The organism is Paraconexibacter sp. AEG42_29, from assembly GCF_040581415.1.
In the GTDB taxonomy this organism is placed as follows: domain Bacteria; phylum Actinomycetota; class Thermoleophilia; order Solirubrobacterales; family Solirubrobacteraceae; genus Paraconexibacter.
The window spans coordinates 4159192-4177230 of sequence record NZ_CP114014.1; the positions used below are offsets into that span (position 1 = coordinate 4159192).

Genomic DNA, 18039 nt, shown 5'->3' on the forward strand with positions numbered 1-18039 from the left:
CGCCGCCTCAGGTCTCGAGGTAGGCGACCATCCGGTTGGTGAGCGCGGTGAGCGCGGGAGCGGGCTCCTCGATCGCCAGCGGACGCGCCTCCAGCAGCTCGTCGAGCCGCTGGCCCAGCTCGGCGTCGGCCTTCCCGGCCAGGCGGGCCGCGACCTGCGCCGCGCGGCGCGTGGCGACCGGGTTGACGGTCCACAGCGCCTCGAAGCGGCGGCTGAGGTCGTCCGGGCTGCCGGGTTCGGTGATCCCGGGCATCTCCCACGCCAGCAGGCACGCGCTGTAGCCGGGCGCGTCGATGATCACCGCCCACTCGTTGCCGAGCTGGTCATCGCTGCTGATCGGCACCTCGACCGGGCCGCCGTCGGGCGTCACGAGCTCGGGGAAGTCGGCGAACACCACGGCGGCGTCGGCGAAGCGAGCCATGTGCCGGTAGCGCTGCTCGACCGCGCGGTAGAACGGCTGGTGCTGGAAGGCGCCGAAGACGAGGGCCGGGCTGGCCTGGGCGAGCGCCTGATGCTCGATCGCGCGGCTCATCGCGACGAGCGTGGACTTGCGCAGGACCTGCGGCGCGGCGCCGTGGTCGGTGGCGGCGACGGCGGCGTAGATCGACGGGGTGTCCGCCGCCCCGCCGTTCTCGACGGCGCGCTCGATCGCGGCGGACACCGACAGCCCGCGGTGCCGGTAGGCGGCCACGCGGCGGAGCGCGTGCACGTCGTCGTCGGTGTAGACGCGGTAGCCGCCGGAGGTCCGGCCCGGCTCGGGAAACCCGTAGCGCTGCTCCCACATGCGGATCGTGCCCGCCGCGACTCCGGTCTGGGCGGCGACGTCTTTGATGGTCAGTCCGGTCATGGGTGGGGGCGGGCGCCGGGCGGCGGGCCTTCGACGCGGTGTCGAAGCCCATCCTGGGCGCTTGCCGAACGTTACGGACGTCGGCCGCCGACGGCTCATCCGGGCCCGGATTGGGTACGTACCGGCCTTGTGACCCTCCCCGACGCCCCGTCCCCCCGCACGATCCTGCTCACCGGAGCGACCGGCTACGTCGGCGGCGTGCTCGCGCCGGTCCTCGTCGAGCAGGGCCACACGGTGCGCTGCCTGGCCCGTGATCCCGGCCGCGCACGTGGCGCGCTCCCGCCCGGTGTCGAGGTCTTCAAGGGCGACGTGCTCAGCGGCGAGGGACTCGATGCCGCGCTCGCGGGCACCGACGTCGCCTACTACATGGTGCACTCGATGGGCGGCGGCGGGAAGGGCGACTTCGCGGAGAAGGACCGGGTCGGGGCGCGCACGTTCGGCGATGCGGTGGCGCGGGCCGGCACCGCGCGCACCGTCTACCTCGGCGGCCTGGAGGGCGACGCCGGGGACGTCACGTCCGAGCACCTGCGCAGCCGCCACGAAGTCGCCGATCTGCTGCGCGAGCACGTCGGGGACGGCGAGCTGGTCTACGCGCGTGCGGCGATGATCCTGGGTGCGGGCAGCGCGTCGTTCGAGATCGTCCGCCACCTCGTCAAGCGGCTTCCGCTGATGCTGACGCCCAAGTGGGTGGACACCCGTTCGCAGCCGATCGCGATCGACGACGTCGTCCACGCGCTGGCGCGTCTCGCGGTCCGGCCGTCCGCGCCGGAGGAGGTGCAGCTCGGCGGCGCCGACGTCCTCACCTACCGCGACATGATGGGTCGCTTCGCCGACGTGGCCGGGCGGCGGCGGGCCCCGCTGATCCTGAAGGTCCCCGTGCTGACCCCTCGGCTGTCGTCCCACTGGGTCGCGCTGTTCACCCCGATCGAGGCGGGTCTCGTGCGGCCGCTCGTGGACGGGCTGAGCGCCGAGACCGTCGTCCGGATCCCCCCGCCGCCCGGCATCAACGACACGCCGCTGGGCTTCGACGAGGCTGTCCGGGCCGCGCTCGCCGAGGCCCGACCGTCATGATGGACGCCTCATGAAGCCCGCTGCCCTGATTGCCGCGCTGGCCGCCGTCGTGGCCGGCGTCGTCGCGTTGTTCCTCCGGGTCAGGCCGCACACCGCGGTCATCAAGGGGGCGGTCGTCCACGACCCGACCGACGACACCGGGGTCGGCGCGGACGGCGCGGTGCACTCGATCCAGTCCGCCGACATCGACCTGCCGGCGGACGTCTTCGGGGACCTCTGGACGCCGGCGACGCTCGAACGACTCGCCCGCACCTACTGGTCGTTCCTCAGCCGCTGCACCTTCGGCCTCATCAAGGTGCACTACCGCGAGGACGGCCGCGACGTCATCCTCATCACCCGCCCGTTCGTCCTGTTGAGCTTCAAGGTCCCGGTCTACGAGATGAACGCGGACCGCGGCATCGTGCGGTGGCCGATCGACCGCGGGCTGCTCGTCGCCGGACAGGGTCGCGGGAAGGACGGCTACCTGGAGATCGACGTCCGCCGCAAGGGTGAGACGGACGCCGGCTGCCAGCGCGTGAACGTCGAGGTCGAGGTCTCGAACTTCTACCCCCAGATCGCCCACGCGTTCAGCAAGTTCGTCTACACGAACACCCAGTCGCGCGTCCACGTCCTGGTGACCTACGGCTTCCTGCGCCGCCTCGTCAGCCGGGAGCTCGAGGAGTCGGTGACCGGCGCCTACGCAGGCCCGGCCACCGCCGACGAGACGGACGAGCCCCAGAAGGCGCGCGACAAGGCGTCCTGAGGCGGGCCCGGTTCAGCCGTAGCGCTCGCCCGAGTAGGAGCGCAGCTTGTCGCGGTTGTGGGTCGCGAGGATCCGGCGCGTCGTGCCGGAACGGGAGCGCATGACGAGGGACTCCGTCGTCGCCGAGCGCCGTCCTTGGTAGCGGACGCCCTGCAGCACGTCGCCGTCGGTGACGCCGGTCGCGCTGAAGACGCAGTCGTCGCTCTTGACGAGGTCGTCCTGCGTCATCTGCTTGTCGAGGTCGTAGCCCGGGTTCGCCTTCGCGTAGTCGAGCGCGGCCTGGCGCTCGGCGTCGTCACGCGGGTACAGGCGGGTGACGAGGCCGCCGCCCATGCTCTTCAGCGCCGCGGCGGAGATGACGCCCTCCGGCGTCCCGCCAACGCCCCAGAGCAGGTCGACGGGCGAGCGGGGGCTGGCGGCGAGCAGCGCGGCGGAGACGTCGCCGTCCGCGATCAGGCGGACGCGGGCCCCGGCGTCGCGGATGGCCTTGATGCCGTCCTCGTGGCGCGGCCGGTCGAGGACCACGACGGTCAGGTCGCGGATGTCGACGTCGCGGCGGTCGGCGACGAGGGCGAGCGTGTCGGCCATCGGCCGGTCGAGGTCGAGCAGGTCGGCGATGTCGCCGCCGCCCGCCAGCTTCGACATGTAGACGCACGGACCCGGGTCGAACATCGTCCCGCGGGGGGACATGGCGATGACGCTGAGCGCGGACGGCATGCCCTTGGCCGTCAGCGTCGTGCCCTCGAGCGGGTCGACGGCGATGTCGACCGACGGCTCGCTGCCGTCGCCGATCTGCTCGCCGTTGTAGAGCATCGGCGCCTCGTCCTTCTCCCCCTCCCCGATCACGACGAGCCCGTCCATCTGGACGGTGTCGAGCACGATGCGCATCGCGTCGACGGCGGCCTGGTCGGCGGCGATCTTGTCGCCCATGCCGATGAGGCGGGCGGCGGCCAGTGCGGCGGCCTCGGTCGTGCGGACGAGCTCGAGCGCGAGGTTGCGATCGGGCCGGCCGAGCTGCGGGGTCGTGCTCATGCGGGTCCTTGCCTTCTGGGGAAACGGATCCGGTGATTCTCCCGGAAGTCGCCGCGCGGCGACGCGCCGGTGCGCGGCGACGGGGCCGGCTACATCACGCCGGGCGGATTGCGCCTGATCTCGGACTGCTGCTGGCGCATGACGCTGCCGGCAAGCATCGCGAGCGCGCCGACGAACGAGATGTACCAGCCGAGGCGCAGCTCGATCTCGCCGGACGGGTCGCCGGGACGGTCGACGACGCCGTTGTAGAAGATCAGGCCGATCGCGATGATCGCGATGACGGCCGTCGCCTCGCCGCGTGGCCAGCTGAGCTGGTGGTCGCGCAGGATCACGTAGGCGAGGACGATCGGCGCGACCGCCGCCAGCACCAGCAGGATCCGCATGATGCTGTGCACGTCCCAGCAGCTGTAGGTCCCGACACCCATCACCCCGCCGATCTCGGCGTTCGGGCTGACCGACGCGTACCACTTCAGGAAGACGCCGATGAGCAGGAGCCCCCCGCCGGCGACGGCGATGAGTTCCCCCCGGCTGAGCTTGCTCGTGTCCACGTGGCGACCCTATCCGAACCACCGGAAGCCGGGCGACCGTGCGGCGGCGACCGCTCCCTGGCGGGTCCTCAGCCGACGGAGGCGGCGATGCGCAGGACGTCGGCGAGCGCCCACGGCCCCTGCGCGGTCAGGCGCAGGTGCAGCCCGCCGGCGGACCACGTCACCTCGACGACCGGACGCAGCGACGGCTGCGCGGCCACGAGCGGGGCGTGCGTCACCGTCCACCCCTGGGGCGTGGTGACGTGCTCGGTGGTCTGCTGGTCGAGCTGGGGCGGCGCGGCGGCGGTGCCGGCGTACAGCGCGAGCCGGCCGGCCGCCCCGGCGCGGGAGTCGTCCAGGTTCCACTCGACCTCCGCGCCCGCGTCGAGCTGCCGGACCTCGACCCAGCGGGCGAGCGGGAGCGCCACCGCCGGGAGCGGGAACGGGCGGCCGAGGACGGCGTCGGCGGCGGCGATCCCCGCAAGCGGCTCCATCGGCGCAACCGTACCGGCCGTCGCGGCAGCGTCCGCGTGCCGGCGCACCCTTGGTGGGATAGGTTCGGCGACGATGCTGAACCCGGTTCAGGACGACTGGCTCGCCGCCGAGGGCTGGCAGGCCGCCGGCGACGACCCGCAGTGGTCGGACTCGTTCTACTTCGGCGGCGGGGACGCCGTCCGCCGGACCGCCTTCTACACCCGGATCGGACGGCGCCCGAACGAGGGGACGGTCGACGCGGCGATCGGGATCTGGCTGGCCGACGGACGGTTCGCGCTGGCCTTCACCCGCGCCGAGGCGGGGCCGGCCGACGGGCCGGTGGCGGGCGGCGGGCTGGCGTTCGACCCGCTCCTGCCGGGCCTGGTCTGGCGGCTGCGCGTGGCCGCGGACGCGCGGGTCTACACCCGCGCCGAGGACCTCGGCGTCCCCGGCGCACCGTTCGAGCGGCTGCCCCTGGGCGGTGAGCTGACGTTCACGGGCTGGACCCCGCCGCTGCACTTCGACAGCGGGCTCACCGCGCAGGTCGCGGCGCGGCACTACGAGCAGCCCGGGTCGCTGGCGGGGGTCCTGACGGTCGGCGACACGCGGCTGCCGCTCGCGGGCGCCGGGATGCGCGACCACTCCTGGGGCGTGCGCGACTGGCAGGGCGTGCCGTACTGGCGCTGGCTCGGCATGCTGGTCGACCCGGACACCTTCGTCCTGCTGAACACCGTCGGGACGGCGGACGGCGGCGAGACCGCCGGCGGCTACCTGATGCAGGACGGCGTGCTCGCGCCGCTTGTGAGGGCCCGCGTCGACGGCGACCAGCTGGGCTTCACCGCTGTCGCCACCGACGACCGCGGCCGCGGCGTCACGCTGACCGGCGGCGCGATCGCCGTCGCCCCGCTGCGCCAGCGCCGCGACGGCCGCCTCACCCTTGTCAACGAGGGCCTGACCGAGCTGCAGTGGGGCACGCGGTCGGGCCTGGCGATCTCCGAATGGCTGGTGCAGACCGATGCCTGATATCCGCTGGGGCCTGACCGTCCCGTTCACCGGCGTGCCGCTCGCGCAGCACGCCGACCTCTATCGCGCCGTCGAGGCCGCGGGGTACGACGACGTCTGGACCGGCGAGACGGCCGGCGCGGACGGCTTCACGCCCCTGGTCCTGGCCGCTGCCGTGACCGACACGCTGCGGCTCGGGACCGGGATCGTGAACCCGTTCACGCGCGGCCCCGGCGTCCTCGCCCAGCACGCGGCGGCGCTGGCGGACCTGTCGGAGGGCCGGTTCGTGCTCGGGCTCGGCTCGTCGTCCAACGTCATCGTCGAGCGCTGGAACGGCGTCCCGTTCGTCAAGCCGCTGTCGAAGGTCCGCGAGGCCGTCGAGCAGCTGCGCCCGGTGCTGGCCGGCGGCCGCGGGCTCGGCGGGTTCAAGCTCGAGGCCGCGCCCGCTCATGAGGTGCCGATCGTCCTGGCGGCGCTGCGCGGGAAGATGCTCGGCCTCGCCGCCGAGGTCGCGGACGGGGCGTTCACCAACTGGCTGCCGGTCAGCGGCGCGCGCCAGGTGGCGGCGGCGTTCGGGGCGCCGGACAAGGAGCTCGTCTGCCGCTTCTTCTGCATCCCGAAGCCCGAGGCCGAGGCGATGCCGCTCGCGAAGTGGATGTTCTGCGCCTACGGCACGGTGCCCGTGTACACGGAGTTCTTCCGCTGGCTCGGGTTCGGCGAGCAGATCGACCCGGTGTCCGAGGCGTGGCACGGCGGCGACCGCGCCCGTGCCCTTGAGCTGGTCGACGAGGACCTGATGCGGGAGATCTTCCTGTTCGGTGAGGAGGGCGCGATGCGGGAGCGGCTGGCCGAGTTCGCCGAGGGCGGGATCACGACGTTCGTCCTCACGGCGATCACCGAGCCGGCGGACCTGCCGCGGATGATCGACGCGCTGGCGACCGCGCGCCCCTGACCGCGGGCTGTCACCGAGCCCGTACGAGACGGTTGCTGGTCAACAGCGTCGTTCGGTCGCCCTCTGATCCAGGGTGGCCAGGAGGTCGGCGGACACGACGTCCCATTCGCGCGTCGCGTGCCGCCAGGTCACGCGGAACGTGATGATCCCGGCCGAGGTGCGCCGTCTGTGACAGGGGTGAGTCTGAACTCCGCGACCCTCGGGTGACCGTACGAACGTGTTGCTGAGCAACACGTTCGTACGGGGGTCGGGCGCTCGCCCCGCGCGCCTCAGCGGTTTCAGCCGGTCTCGGCGGGTGCAGACTGAGGCGACCATGTTCGCCTCGATCCCGCCCCGCGGCACCGCCGAGTGGTCCGTCCGGCAGCTGCTGCACGACCAGTGGCGCCCGACCGCAGGCTACGCAGCCGCCGGCGCCGCGCTGGTCCTCTACGGCGTGACGCAGGACGACGGCACCTGGGCGGTGCTCGGGGGCTTCCTGATCGTCATGCAGATCGGGATCCTGTCGTGGCTCGCCTGGTGGGGCCGGCCGCAGCCGCGCGACCCGGCGATCGAGCTGCGGACGGACGAGCTGTGGGCGATGACGCCGCTCGGCCCGGTGCTCGTGCCGTGGGCGGCGATCGCCGCCGTCGACCTGGTCGCGGACCGGGCGGGCAGTGCACCGGCGCTGGGCGTCAAGGTCACCGACCCGGCGACGGTGACGATGACCGCCGAGGCGCGCAGCCGCCAATCGGTCCATCGCCCGGACGGCTGGGACCTGCTGCTGCCCACGGCCGGCGTCGGCCGCGATCCCCAGGAGCTGCTGGACGACGTCCGCCGCACCTGGCGCGAGGCAGGCGACCAGCCAGAAGCGGCGGCGCTGGACTGACCAGCAGACCGTCAGTCCAGCGCCGCTGCAGCGCGCATCACGTCCGCCGTGACCGTATCCGCCGGGAAGAACGCCTCGACCGCCAGCTCGGCGAGCGTGATGTCCGTCGCGGTCCCGAACGTCGTCACCGTCGACAGGAACGTCAGCTCCACCCCGTCCGGCCCCTGGAGCCGGAGCGGGACGAACAGGTCGGCGAGCTGCTCGTGGGCGTACGGATCCGCGCCCCCCGGCAGGGCCACCAGCTCGGCGTGCAGCGCGTGCAGCGCCGGGTCGCCCGACTGCGCGGCCTGCCGCAGGAGCCGGTCCAGGACGTGCGAGCGCCACTGGTCGAGGTTGACGATCCGCGGCGCCAGTCCCTCGGGGTGCAGCGACAGCCGCAGGACGTTGACCGGGGGCTCCAGCAGGTGCGGCGCGACCCCGGTCAGCAGCAGGCCGACCGCGCGGTTCGCGGCGACCATCCCCCAGTGGCGGTCCACCGCGAGCGCGGGCGCCGGCTCGTGCGCGGTGAGGATCTGGTCGAGCGCGGCCTTCACCGGGCTGACCTCGCCGAGCAGGTCGTCCAGGTCGCGCTGTGAGTAGACCGGCGCGAAGCCCCCCGCCAGCAGCAGCTGGTTGCGCTCGCGCAGCGGGACGTCGAGCTGCTCGGCGAGGTGCAGGATCATCTCCGCGCTCGGCCGGGCGCGGCCCGTCTCCACGAACGACACGTGGCGAGCCGAGACCCCGGCCTCGAGCGCGAGCTCCATCTGGCTGAGGCGACGGCGGGTCCGCCAGTCCCGCAGCAGGTCCCCGACGCGCTTGGGGTGGACGGCCTGGCCGGTCATGGTCGGCACCGTACCGCGGCACCCGACCGCTGCCGCTTACCTCCGAGGTCATCGCGCACCCGCCTCGCCGCCGGGAGTCTGGACAGCGTCAACCACCTGCAACGGAGGCTTCCCATGTCCGCAGTCACCACCCTCGTCGACGACTACCTGGCCGCCTGGAACGAGACCGACGCCGCCGCCCGGCGCGCCCTGGTCGAGCGCGTCTTCACGGCGGACGCCGAGTACGTCGACCCGCACGCGTCCGGTGCCGGCACCGACGGCATCGACGCCCTCATCGCCGGGGTCCAGCAGCAGTTCCCGGACTTCCGGTTCACGCTCGCCGTCGCCCCGGAGAGCCACAACGACCGCCTGCGGTTCTCGTGGCACCTGGGCCCGGCCGGCGGGGACCCGATCGCCCTCGGCCTCGACGTCGTCACGCTGGCCGGCGACGGCCGCATGCAGTCCGTCACCGGCTTCCTGGACCCGCCCGCCGCCTGACCCCCGTGCGGCCCTCGGTGCCGAGCTGCGATCGACGCCGACCTGGGTGTCGAAGAACGCATCTCGGCCCGCTGGGGCCGACCACAGCGCGGCGGTGGCGGCTGGACCGGTGGTCCTCCGTCACCGAATCCTCATGAGCTGACGCCTCGAGGTGTCTAGGATCGGGCGTCGGGTACCCAAGCGACATCGGAGGATCGTTGGCAGAGCGCTGCATCGGAGTGGACATCGGCGGCACGAAGGTCGCCACGGCCGTCCTGGACGGCGCGGATCTGTCCACCCCGAAGGCCGTGCCCACGGTCACGTCGTCCACCGAGGAGCTGCTCGCCCAGCTCGCAGGGGCCATCGACGAGGCCGCCGCCGGCGACCGCGACGCCATCGTCGGCATCGGCTGCCCGTCGGTGATCGACTTCGCCACCGGCACCGCGCGCTCGTCGGTCAACATCCCGCTGAAGGACGTGCCGCTGCGGTCCGCGCTGCAGGAGCGGACCGGGCTGCCCGTCGTCGTCGACAACGACGCCACCGTCGCGGCGCTGGCCGAGGCCACCGACCTGGCGACGGGCCGCGCCACGGTCGACAACCTCATCATCCTCACGGTGGGGACAGGGGTGGGCGGCGGGATCGTCATCGGCGGACGTATCTACCGCGGCGCCACGGGCGCCGCCGCCGAGCTCGGCCACCTGATCGTCGCGGCCGACCTGTCCCGCGGTGCGCCGGCCGGGCAGGAGGACTTCCCGCAGCCGGACTCGCTGGAGGCCCACGCCGCCGGCGGTGCGCTCGGCGTGCTTGCCCGCGCGCGCGGCTTCGCCGACGGCAAGGCCTGCGTGGCGGCGGCACAGGCGGGCGACGCGACGGCCGTCGACGCGCTGCGGATCCTGGGCGAGCGGCTCGGGGTCGGCATCGCGAACCTCATCAACGCGTTCGACCCGGACGAGGTCGTCGTCGGCGGCGGCGTCTCCGCGGCCGGCGACCTGCTGCTGCAGCCCGCGATCGCGGTCGCGTGGCCGCTCGTCCTGCCTGGGATCGGTACCGCCACCACCATCCGGATCGCGCGTCACGGCAACCAGGCCGGCGTCATCGGCGCGGCGCTGCTGGCCCGCAGCGAGCTCGGCGCCGGGAGCAGGCTCCCACGATGAGGATCGCGCTCGCCTTCGATCATGCCGGCGTCCCGCTGCGTGACGTCGTCATCGCCGCCGTCACCGCGGGCGGCCACGCGCCGGCGGACCTCGGCACCTGGGACGACTACCCCCACGCCGCCGTCGCCGCCGGCCGCGCCGTGACCGGTGGCCAGGCGGACCGCGCGATCGTCGTCTGCGGCAGCGGCGCCGGTGTCGCCGTCGCCGCGTGCAAGCTCACCGGCGTCCGCGCCGCGTGCTGCCACGACACCTACACCGCCGCCCAGTGCGTCCAGCACGACGACGTCAACGTCCTCTGCCTCGGCGCGCGGGTCATCGGACCCGCCGTCGCCGACACCCTCGTCCGCGCCTTCACAGCCGCGACCTTCAGCGGCGAGGAGCGGCACGTGCGCCGCCTCGCCGAGGTCGCCGCCATCGAGGCCACCCCCACCGACCCTCCGGGACCCCCGTCCCCCGACTCCCCAGGAGCCAGAACCCCATGAGCCAGACCGACACGTCCGTCAACAAGCGCCTCGCCGCCGTCACCGCCGCGGGCACCAGCGTGTGGCTCGACCAGATCAGCCGCAGCCTGATCGAGACCGGTGAGCTCGCGACGATGGTCAAGGAGTACTCGCTCCGCGGCCTGACCTCGAACCCCGCGATCTTCGAGAAGGCGATCAACGGCGCGGAGGAGTACGACGAGCAGTTCACCAGCCTGAACGAGGCCGGGAAGGACGCCCGCGAGATCTACCAGGAGCTCGCGATCAAGGACATCCAGGACGCGGCGGACATCCTGCGCCCGGTCTACGACGAGTCGGACGGGCTCGACGGCTTCGTCTCCTTCGAGGTCGATCCGGACCTCGCGCAAGATGCCGACAAGACGATCGCCCAGGCACGTGAGTACTGGTCCCGCGTGGACCGGCCGAACCTCATGATCAAGATCCCCGGGACGCCCGAGGGCCTCGGCCCGATCGAGACGGCCATCTCCGAGGGGATCAACGTCAACGTGACGCTGCTGTTCTCCGTCCAGGCGTACGCGACCGTGGCCGAGGCGTTCATCAAGGGGCTCGAGAAGCGCCACGCCGCCGGCGAGTCCCTCGACGTGCAGTCGGTCGCCTCGTTCTTCGTCTCCCGCGTGGACAGCGAGGTCGACAAGCGCCTCGAGGAGCTGGACAAGCCCGAGCTCGCCGGCAAGGCGGGGCTCGCCAACGCCCGCGCCGCGTACATCAAGTTCAAGGAGATCTTCCACGGCGAGCGCTTCGCGGAGCTGAAGGCCGCCGGCGCGCCGGTGCAGCGTCCCCTGTGGGCGTCGACCGGGACGAAGAACCCCGACTACCCGGACACGCTCTACGTCGACGGCCTGGTCGGCCCCGAGACCGTCAACACGATGCCGATGGCGACGCTCAAGGCGGCCGCGGAGCGCACCGAGGTCGACCCGGCCAACCCGACCGTCGACATCGACCCCGAGCACGACCTGCTCGCGCTCGGCGGGGCCGGGATCGACATGGACGACGTCACCGCGAAGCTGCTGACCGACGGCATCGCCGCGTTCGTCACCCCGATGGAGTCGCTGCTGGAAGGCATCGAGAAGAAGCGGTCCGAGGCATGACGCTCGCGCCCGAGTCGATCCAGGCCCAGCTCCCGGCCGCCGTCGAGACCGCCGTCGAGGCGCGCCTGCTGGCCGCCGCCGAGCAGGACATCCTCGCCCGCATCTGGGCCAAGGACCCGACGGTCTTCGGGGAGCCGGGCACGCCCGATGTGGCCAACCGCCTCGGGTGGCTCGACATCGCCGCCCGCCTGACGCCGGAGGCCGGTGAGCTCGTCGCGTTCGGCGAGGAGGTCCGCGACGCCGGGATCAAGGACGTCGTGGTCCTGGGCATGGGCGGCAGCTCGCTCGCACCGGAGGTCCTGCGGCGGTCGCTGGGCTCCGGCGACGGGTTCCCGACCCTCCATGTCCTGGACTCGACGGACGCCCAGGCGATCCTCGACGTCGAGGCGAAGACCGACCCCGGCACCTCGCTCTACGTCGTCGCCACCAAGTCGGGCGGGACGATCGAGACGCTCAGCGCGTTCAAGCACTTCCACGCCCTGCAGCCCGACGGCGCGCACTTCGTCGCGATCACCGACCCGGGGTCGGCGCTGGTCGACCTGGCCGAGGAGCATGGCTTCCGGCGCACGTTCCTCAACGACGAGAACATCGGCGGTCGCTACAGCGCGCTGTCGTACTTCGGCCTCGTCCCGGCGGCGCTCATCGGCGCCGACGTCCGGGCGCTGCTGACCGGTGCGGAGATCGCCGCCGCGGGCTGCCGCCCGCTGGACACGAAGGTCGCCACGTTCGGCCTCTGGTTCGGGGCGGCGATCGGCGAGCTTGCGGCGCACGGCCGCGACAAGCTGACGTTCCTGATCGACGAGCCGCTCGCCTCCTGGGCGCTCTGGGTCGAGCAGCTCGTCGCCGAGTCGACGGGCAAGTCGAGCCCGAACCCCGAGCACTCCGACCACGCGGTGGGCGTGCTGCCGGTGGCCGACGAGCCGCTCGGCGCGGTCACGGCCTACGGCGACGACCGCGTCTTCCTCCACGTGAAGGACGGGGACGCCGCCGACGGCGTCCACGACGCGCGGATCGCCGAGCTGGCGGCGGCCGGCCACCCGACGATCACGGTGCACTTCTCCGCCGCGGACGCCGCGACCGAGCTCGGCAACCTGTTCTTCACCGCGGAGTTCGCGACGGCGGTCACCGGCTGGGTCCTCGGGATCAACCCCTTCGACCAGCCGAACGTGCAGGAGGCGAAGGACAACACCGCCAAGGCCCTCGCCGACCGCACGCCGGCGCAGCCCGGCGCGCACGACCACGAGCTGCAGGAGCTGCTGGCCGAGGCGACGCCGCCGTCGTACGTGGCGATCATGGCCTACGTCGCGCCGTCGGACGCGTTCGACGCCGCGATCGCGGACCTGCGCGCCGTCATCCGCGACGCGACGTCCGCCACCACGACGTTCGGCTACGGCCCCCGCTTCCTGCACTCGACCGGCCAGCTGCACAAGGGCGGGCCGAAGCACGGCCGCTTCCTGCAGCTGGTCCACGACGCGCCGCAGGACGTGGCGATCCCCGGCGAGGAGTACTCGTTCGAGGTCCTCAAGGCCGCACAGGCCATCGGCGACCTCGAGACGCTCCGCGATCACGGCCTGCCGGCCGCACGGGTCACACTCGGCGAGGACCCCGTCGCCGCCGTCCAGCACCTCACCGAGCGCGTCCGGGCGCTCGTCTCGTAACGACATACAGCCACCGAAGACAGACAAAGAGGACCAGCACATGGCACAGATCGGGTTCGTCGGCCTCGGCCGGATGGGCGGCAACATGGTCGCCCGCATCAAGCGCGACTCGGACCACGACGTCGTCGCGTTCGACCCCGACAAGGACGCCCGCGCGAAGGCCAAGGCCGCCGGTGCGCGGCCCGCCACCTCGCTCGCCGACCTGGTCAAGAAGCTCGACGCGCCCCGCACGGTCTGGCTGATGGTGCCGTCCGGCAAGATCACGCAGGACAACGTCGACAAGCTCGCCAAGCTGCTGGAGAAGGGCGACACCATCATCGACGGCGGCAACTCGCGCTGGTCGGACGACAAGGTGCGGGCGGAGGCGCTGAAGCCGCTCGGCATCAACTACATGGACGTCGGCACCAGCGGCGGCGTCTGGGGCCTGGAGGTCGGCTACTGCATGATGGTCGGCGGCCCCGCGGCGTCCGTGAAGCGCGTCGCGCCCATCCTCGACGTGCTCGCGCCGGCCACGACCGACGAGCACGGCCCGGGGTGGGGGCACTTCGGCCCGGTCGGCGCCGGCCACTACGTGAAGATGGTCCACAACGGCATCGAGTACGGGATGATGCAGGCCTACGCCGAGGGCTTCTCGCTGTTCGACGCGAGCGAATACGACCTCGACAACGGCAAGATCGCGCACCTGTGGATGCAGGGGTCGGTGGTCCGCTCGTGGCTCTGCGGACTGGCCGCCAAGGCGTTCGACGAGGAGGGCAACGCCCTGGACGACATCAGCCCGTTCGTCGAGGACTCCGGCGAGGGCCGCTGGACGGTGGAGGACGCGATCGACAAGCGGATCCCGCTGCCGGTCATCACGGCGTCGCTCTTCGAGCGCTTCTCGTCCCGGGGCCAGAACGCGTTCGCGGCGAAGGTCAACGCCGCGCTGCGCAACCAGTTCGGCGGCCACGCCATCGCCCGCGCGGTGAAGAAGACCGAGCCGTCATGAGCGACCCGGCCGCGGTGGAGAACCCGCTCGTCAAGGGCCTGGAGCGGCTGCCCGTCCACCCGACGGTGCTCGTGATCTTCGGCGCGACCGGGGACCTCGCCAAGCGCAAGCTGCTGCCGGCGCTCTACAACCTCGCGCACGAGGGCGCGCTCCCGGAGCGCTTCCACCTGATCGGCGTCTCGCGGCGCGACAAGGCGCACGAGGAGTTCGCCGCGGTGGCCGACACGGCCATCCGCGAGTTCAGCCGCCGCGAGCCGGACGACAAGGTCCTCGCGGCGCTGCTGGCGGAGGTGAAGTACGTCGCCGGGACGTTCGACGACGCCACCGTCTACGCCGCGCTGAAGGCGGAGCTCGACGCGTTCGACGTCGCCGCCGGCCAGCCGCTGAACCGCGCCTTCTACCTCTCCACCGCGCCCGAGTTCTTCCCCGTCATCGTCGAGCAGCTCGGCAACGCGGGCCTGACCGAGGCCGCCGGCGAGGCCGAGGTCCGCGTGATCATCGAGAAGCCGTTCGGGACGACGCTGGACGAGGCGATCGACCTCAACCAGCGCGTGCTGGCGGTCCTGGACGAGACGCAGGTCTTCCGGATCGACCACTACCTGGGCAAGGAGACGGTTCAGAACATGCTGGCTTTCCGGTTCGCCAACTCGATGTTCGAGCCGCTCTTCAACCGCAACTACATCGACAACGTCCAGATCACCGCGGCGGAGGACATCGGGATCGGGACGCGCGCGGGCTACTACGACAACGCGGGCGCGCTGCGCGACCTCGTCCAGAACCACATGCTCCAGCTGCTGACGCTGCTCTGCATGGAGCCGCCTGTCGACTTCTCCGCGGACGAGGTCCGCAGCGAGAAGGTCAAGGTGCTGCACTCGATCCGGCCCCCGCACCGCGACGAGGTCTTCCGCGCGCAGTACGGCCCGGGGACGCACGCCGGGGACGACGTCGTCGGCTACCTGCAGGAGGACGGCGTCCCGGCCGGCTCCCACACGGAGACGTTCGCGGCGATGCGACTGCACGTGGACAACTGGCGCTGGGCCGGCGTCCCGTTCTACCTGCGCACCGGAAAGTCGCTCGCGCGCAAGGTCACCGAGATCGCCGTCACGTTCAAGCCCGTCCCGCATCTGGCGTTCGGGGAGGAGGGGTCCGTCGGGGTCAAGCCCAACCAGCTGATCCTCACCATGCAGCCGAACGAGGGCGTGTCGCTGTCGCTCGGCGCGAAGATCCCCGGCAACCGCATGCGGATCCGGCCGGTGAACATGGAGTTCCTGTACGGCACCGCGTTCATGTCGCAGTCGCCCGAGGCGTACGAGCGGCTCATCATGGACGCCATGCGCGGGGACGCCACGCTCTTCACCCGCAACGACGAGGTCGAGGCGCAGTGGCGGATCTGCGACCCCGTCGTCCGCCGCTGGGAGGACGAGGCCGAGCCGCTCGTGCAGTACCCGGCCGGGTCCCAGGGCCCACCGGAGGCGAGCGCGCTCCTGCTGGGCGACGACCAGTGGCGGGCGATCTAGCGATGCCGATCGTCCCGGCCACCCACGACGGGCTCTGGCGCGAGCGGGACACCAGCCCGTCCGCAATCGAGGCCGCCATCCGCCGGCTGCTGACCGAGGCCCACGCGGAGAACGAGTCCTACGTCCCCGCCCGGGTGATGAACCTCGTCACGATCGTCGACCAGCAGTGGAGCGGGGAGATCGCCAACCGCCTGCGCCGGGTCGGCCGCCACCACCCGTCCCGCACCGTGGTCTGCGCGGTCGAGCCGCGACGGACGACGCTGGACGCCGTCTGCACGGTCGCCGGGCCGGCCGAGACGAAGCCGGGCGACTTCGCCGTCCTGCGCGAGACCGTGATCGTGACGTGCGGGCCGCAGCACCTGCCGCATCTGGACACGATCGTCGATCCGCTCGTGGTGACCGACCTGCCGACGATGGTGTGGTCGCCGCACGGGCACCCCGAGGCGGTCGACGCGCTGCGTCACCTGTGCCAGATCGCCCTGCTGGACAGCGTCGACGAGCCGGACTCCGGCGACGCGCTGCGGCGCGCGCACGAGCTGTGCGAGGAGCTGTACGTCGTCGACCTCGCGTGGCTGCGGTCGGCCCCGTGGCGCGAGCGGATCGCGGCCACGTTCGACCCGGCCACCGTGCGCGGGGACCTGCGGCTGCTGTCGTCCGTCGAGGTCCGCCACCATCCCGACTCCGCTGCCGCCGCGCTGCTGCTGGTCGGCTGGCTGGCGTCGCGGCTGGGCTGGACGGTGTCGCCGCTCGTGCAGCGCGGCGGGCCGGCGGGGCGGCGTGTCGGGACCGCCCACGCGCGGCGCCAGGACGTGAAGATCACCCTGGACGCGGACGCGACGATGACGGTTCCCGGCCTGGCGGGGGTGGCGCTGGCGTCCGCGTCGGGCCGCTCGCTGCGGTTCGACCGCGGCTCCGGGGGCCTGCGGGCGTCGTACTCCCGCACGGTCCGGGGCGGGACGGACGTCGCGCGCGAGTGGACGATCCTGGGTGCATCCCGGGGCGAAGCGGGGATCCTGGGCGAGGGGATCCGGCAGGCGCTGCTGCGGGACCCGACCTACGGGCCGGCGCTGGACGCGGCGCTGACGCTGGCGGGCTGAGCGCCCCGGCCGCGGTCCGGGACGGCCCGGCCCGTTTGCGCGGGAAGAGCCGTCGTGGTCGGTGGCGCTGACGCCGAGGACCGTCCCGGTCGTGACGGCTAAGGGAACTGCGGGCTGCAGACGGCGGTGAGCGCTGGGCGGATGCGGGGTCCGGGATGCGGAGCGTGGTGCGGGCGGCTGGCGGGCGGGACGAGTGGTGGGTGGCACGGCTCCTGGCCGGGCGGAACGCCGGCGACCGCCGGCCGGCGGGGCGAGTGGTGAATCGCACGGCTCCCAGCCCGGTGGAACGCCAGTGACCGCTCGGCGGTGGGACCAGCGGCCGATCGCACGGCTCCTCGGAGGATTCGGCGGGGCGTACCCCCCAAACCCTCCACGCGTCCGGGGCAGCGGCCAGGCGGCACCGCTCCTCGGAGGATCCGGCGGGGCATACCCCCCAGACCCTCCACGCGTCCCACGCGCAGTCGGGCTGGCCAGCTTCCGGACGTCCGCACACCCGCTCCCGCTCGCTGCCACCAGGGACCACCCGCGGAACCGCAGCCCGCACAGCCGCCAGCCCCGATCGCGCCGTCCTCAGAGGCCGTATCGCGTTTCACGAGCGTGCTCGCTTCGCCGCAACCACGACATCTCGTTGCCCCGGGACAGGCGATCCGCTACCGGCCCAGGGTGCGCACGAACAGGCGCGCGCGGCCCGGGATCTCGTGCAGGATCCGGCGGACCTCCGCCAGGCCCGCGCGGAGCTCAGCGTCCCCCACGTCGACCAGCATCATCGAGTCCTGGAGCGTGACCAGCGTCGCGTCCGCCCGGCCCGCCGCCGCGACCGCCGAGTCCACGAAGCCCTTCACGCCCTGCGAGGGGTGCCCTGGGGTGGCGGCGGCGAAGGTCCGCGGCGGCAGGTCGTTGCGCGCGGCGAAGCCTGCGTGCGTCTTCTTCAGCCGTCCGTAGGCCTTCTGGATCGGCCCGAACAGCTCGCCTTCTAGCCGCTCGCCGGTGAAGTCGTCGACCTGCTCGTAGGCCTCCCCGAGCTCGACGAGCGCGACCCCCACGTGGTCGGCCGCGGCGCCGATCGCATCGAGCAGCTCCTGCTGTGCCTCGGCTGTCGAATACGCCATGGTCGGCAGCGTAGTGCGGCGGCGGGGGCCGGGTAGCCGGTCATGCGGCCAGCGGCGTGCGTGGCGCCGGCCTGCGGTGCCCCGTTATGGAGAGTCTTGATCGGAACTTGAGGGTTCAGACGGGCGCCGGCATGATGCTGGG

At 72.8% G+C, this 18039-nt stretch carries 19 protein-coding genes; 13 read left to right on the forward strand and 6 right to left on the reverse strand.

What is annotated here, in order from left to right:
* Nucleotides 1-7: 7 nt before the first annotated feature.
* Entirely contained in the window at nt 8-847 is an 840-nt protein-coding gene (locus DSM112329_RS20175) for a DICT sensory domain-containing protein (RefSeq protein ID WP_354698354.1), read from the reverse strand.
* A 129-nt stretch (nt 848-976) separates the two neighbouring features.
* Between DSM112329_RS20175 and DSM112329_RS20180 the strand changes: the two genes are divergently transcribed.
* Complete coding sequence (locus tag DSM112329_RS20180; RefSeq protein ID WP_354698355.1) at nt 977-1918, forward strand: NAD(P)H-binding protein; 942 nt, start codon at nt 977-979, stop codon at nt 1916-1918.
* 10 nt (nt 1919-1928) lie between these two features.
* Complete coding sequence (locus tag DSM112329_RS20185) at nt 1929-2660, forward strand: hypothetical protein (RefSeq protein WP_354698356.1); 732 nt, start codon at nt 1929-1931, stop codon at nt 2658-2660.
* A gap of 12 nt (nt 2661-2672) precedes the next feature.
* Here the strand turns inward: DSM112329_RS20185 and glpX are convergent, their stop codons facing one another.
* The 3 genes from glpX to DSM112329_RS20200 form a co-directional block, all read right to left on the reverse strand.
* On the reverse strand, nt 2673-3692 hold the full coding sequence (gene glpX, locus DSM112329_RS20190) for a class II fructose-bisphosphatase (protein WP_354698357.1): 1020 nt from the start codon (nt 3690-3692) through the stop codon (nt 2673-2675).
* Nucleotides 3693-3781: 89 nt separating this feature from the next.
* A complete protein-coding gene (locus tag DSM112329_RS20195; RefSeq protein ID WP_354698358.1) occupies nt 3782-4240 on the reverse strand; it encodes a hypothetical protein in 459 nt (152 codons plus the stop codon).
* Nucleotides 4241-4308: 68 nt separating this feature from the next.
* Nucleotides 4309-4713, reverse strand: a complete 405-nt coding sequence (locus DSM112329_RS20200; RefSeq protein ID WP_354698359.1) for a hypothetical protein — start codon at nt 4711-4713, stop codon at nt 4309-4311.
* A 73-nt stretch (nt 4714-4786) separates the two neighbouring features.
* Here DSM112329_RS20200 and DSM112329_RS20205 point away from each other — a divergent pair, with 73 nt between their 5' ends.
* The 3 genes from DSM112329_RS20205 to DSM112329_RS20215 all read left to right on the forward strand — a co-directional run bounded on the left by DSM112329_RS20205 (nt 4787) and on the right by DSM112329_RS20215 (nt 7512).
* Nucleotides 4787-5716 carry a hypothetical protein gene (locus DSM112329_RS20205; protein WP_354698360.1) on the forward strand — a complete coding sequence of 310 codons (930 nt, stop codon included), beginning with the start codon at nt 4787-4789 and terminating at the stop codon, nt 5714-5716.
* A complete protein-coding gene (locus DSM112329_RS20210; RefSeq protein WP_354698361.1) occupies nt 5709-6647 on the forward strand; it encodes an LLM class F420-dependent oxidoreductase in 939 nt (312 codons plus the stop codon). Before DSM112329_RS20205 ends, DSM112329_RS20210 begins: the two co-directional genes overlap by 8 nt.
* A gap of 313 nt (nt 6648-6960) precedes the next feature.
* Nucleotides 6961-7512, forward strand: coding sequence for a hypothetical protein (locus DSM112329_RS20215; RefSeq protein ID WP_354698362.1), 552 nt, complete (start codon nt 6961-6963; stop codon nt 7510-7512).
* A gap of 11 nt (nt 7513-7523) precedes the next feature.
* Here the strand turns inward: DSM112329_RS20215 and DSM112329_RS20220 are convergent, their stop codons facing one another.
* The gene (locus tag DSM112329_RS20220; RefSeq protein ID WP_354698363.1) at nt 7524-8333 is read right to left on the reverse strand and encodes a helix-turn-helix transcriptional regulator; all 810 of its coding nucleotides are present in this window, start codon (nt 8331-8333) and stop codon (nt 7524-7526) included.
* Between the two features lie 114 nt (nt 8334-8447).
* Here DSM112329_RS20220 and DSM112329_RS20225 point away from each other — a divergent pair, with 114 nt between their 5' ends.
* From DSM112329_RS20225 to DSM112329_RS20260, 8 genes are all read left to right on the forward strand, one after another.
* Nucleotides 8448-8810 (forward strand): nuclear transport factor 2 family protein, encoded by a 363-nt coding sequence (locus DSM112329_RS20225; RefSeq protein ID WP_354698364.1) that lies wholly within the window; start codon nt 8448-8450, stop codon nt 8808-8810.
* Between the two features lie 197 nt (nt 8811-9007).
* A complete protein-coding gene (locus DSM112329_RS20230; RefSeq protein WP_354698365.1) occupies nt 9008-9943 on the forward strand; it encodes an ROK family protein in 936 nt (311 codons plus the stop codon).
* Nucleotides 9940-10425: an RpiB/LacA/LacB family sugar-phosphate isomerase gene (locus DSM112329_RS20235; protein WP_354698366.1), complete on the forward strand. Its 486-nt coding sequence runs from the start codon at nt 9940-9942 to the stop codon at nt 10423-10425. Before DSM112329_RS20230 ends, DSM112329_RS20235 begins: the two co-directional genes overlap by 4 nt.
* Nucleotides 10422-11531, forward strand: a complete 1110-nt coding sequence (gene tal, locus DSM112329_RS20240) for a transaldolase (protein ID WP_354698367.1) — start codon at nt 10422-10424, stop codon at nt 11529-11531. Before DSM112329_RS20235 ends, tal begins: the two co-directional genes overlap by 4 nt.
* Nucleotides 11528-13189 (forward strand): glucose-6-phosphate isomerase, encoded by a 1662-nt coding sequence (locus DSM112329_RS20245; RefSeq protein ID WP_354698368.1) that lies wholly within the window; start codon nt 11528-11530, stop codon nt 13187-13189. Before tal ends, DSM112329_RS20245 begins: the two co-directional genes overlap by 4 nt.
* Before the next feature lie 40 nt (nt 13190-13229).
* Entirely contained in the window at nt 13230-14174 is a 945-nt protein-coding gene (gene gnd / locus DSM112329_RS20250) for a phosphogluconate dehydrogenase (NAD(+)-dependent, decarboxylating) (RefSeq protein WP_354698369.1), read from the forward strand.
* On the forward strand, nt 14171-15691 hold the full coding sequence (zwf, locus tag DSM112329_RS20255; RefSeq protein WP_354698370.1) for a glucose-6-phosphate dehydrogenase: 1521 nt from the start codon (nt 14171-14173) through the stop codon (nt 15689-15691). Before gnd ends, zwf begins: the two co-directional genes overlap by 4 nt.
* A gap of 2 nt (nt 15692-15693) precedes the next feature.
* Nucleotides 15694-16788 carry a glucose-6-phosphate dehydrogenase assembly protein OpcA gene (locus DSM112329_RS20260; RefSeq protein WP_354698371.1) on the forward strand — a complete coding sequence of 365 codons (1095 nt, stop codon included), beginning with the start codon at nt 15694-15696 and terminating at the stop codon, nt 16786-16788.
* A gap of 650 nt (nt 16789-17438) precedes the next feature.
* Here DSM112329_RS20260 and DSM112329_RS20265 read toward each other — a convergent pair.
* Nucleotides 17439-17897, reverse strand: coding sequence for a hypothetical protein (locus tag DSM112329_RS20265; RefSeq protein WP_354698372.1), 459 nt, complete (start codon nt 17895-17897; stop codon nt 17439-17441).
* Between the last annotated feature and the right edge of the window lie 142 nt (nt 17898-18039).

Coding starts and splice junctions, on each gene's coding strand:
- DSM112329_RS20260 (WP_354698371.1), top strand. CDS start 15,694: ATGCCGATCGTCCCGGCCACCCACGACGGGCTCTGGCGCGAGCGGGAC.
- DSM112329_RS20220 (WP_354698363.1), bottom strand. CDS start 8,333: ATGACCGGCCAGGCCGTCCACCCCAAGCGCGTCGGGGACCTGCTGCGG.
- DSM112329_RS20175 (WP_354698354.1), bottom strand. CDS start 847: ATGACCGGACTGACCATCAAAGACGTCGCCGCCCAGACCGGAGTCGCG.
- DSM112329_RS20185 (WP_354698356.1), top strand. CDS start 1,929: ATGAAGCCCGCTGCCCTGATTGCCGCGCTGGCCGCCGTCGTGGCCGGC.
- glpX (WP_354698357.1), bottom strand. CDS start 3,692: ATGAGCACGACCCCGCAGCTCGGCCGGCCCGATCGCAACCTCGCGCTC.
- DSM112329_RS20200 (WP_354698359.1), bottom strand. CDS start 4,713: ATGGAGCCGCTTGCGGGGATCGCCGCCGCCGACGCCGTCCTCGGCCGC.
- gnd (WP_354698369.1), top strand. CDS start 13,230: ATGGCACAGATCGGGTTCGTCGGCCTCGGCCGGATGGGCGGCAACATG.
- tal (WP_354698367.1), top strand. CDS start 10,422: ATGAGCCAGACCGACACGTCCGTCAACAAGCGCCTCGCCGCCGTCACC.
- DSM112329_RS20225 (WP_354698364.1), top strand. CDS start 8,448: ATGTCCGCAGTCACCACCCTCGTCGACGACTACCTGGCCGCCTGGAAC.
- DSM112329_RS20205 (WP_354698360.1), top strand. CDS start 4,787: ATGCTGAACCCGGTTCAGGACGACTGGCTCGCCGCCGAGGGCTGGCAG.
- zwf (WP_354698370.1), top strand. CDS start 14,171: ATGAGCGACCCGGCCGCGGTGGAGAACCCGCTCGTCAAGGGCCTGGAG.
- DSM112329_RS20235 (WP_354698366.1), top strand. CDS start 9,940: ATGAGGATCGCGCTCGCCTTCGATCATGCCGGCGTCCCGCTGCGTGAC.
- DSM112329_RS20265 (WP_354698372.1), bottom strand. CDS start 17,897: ATGGCGTATTCGACAGCCGAGGCACAGCAGGAGCTGCTCGATGCGATC.
- DSM112329_RS20245 (WP_354698368.1), top strand. CDS start 11,528: ATGACGCTCGCGCCCGAGTCGATCCAGGCCCAGCTCCCGGCCGCCGTC.
- DSM112329_RS20215 (WP_354698362.1), top strand. CDS start 6,961: ATGTTCGCCTCGATCCCGCCCCGCGGCACCGCCGAGTGGTCCGTCCGG.
- DSM112329_RS20210 (WP_354698361.1), top strand. CDS start 5,709: ATGCCTGATATCCGCTGGGGCCTGACCGTCCCGTTCACCGGCGTGCCG.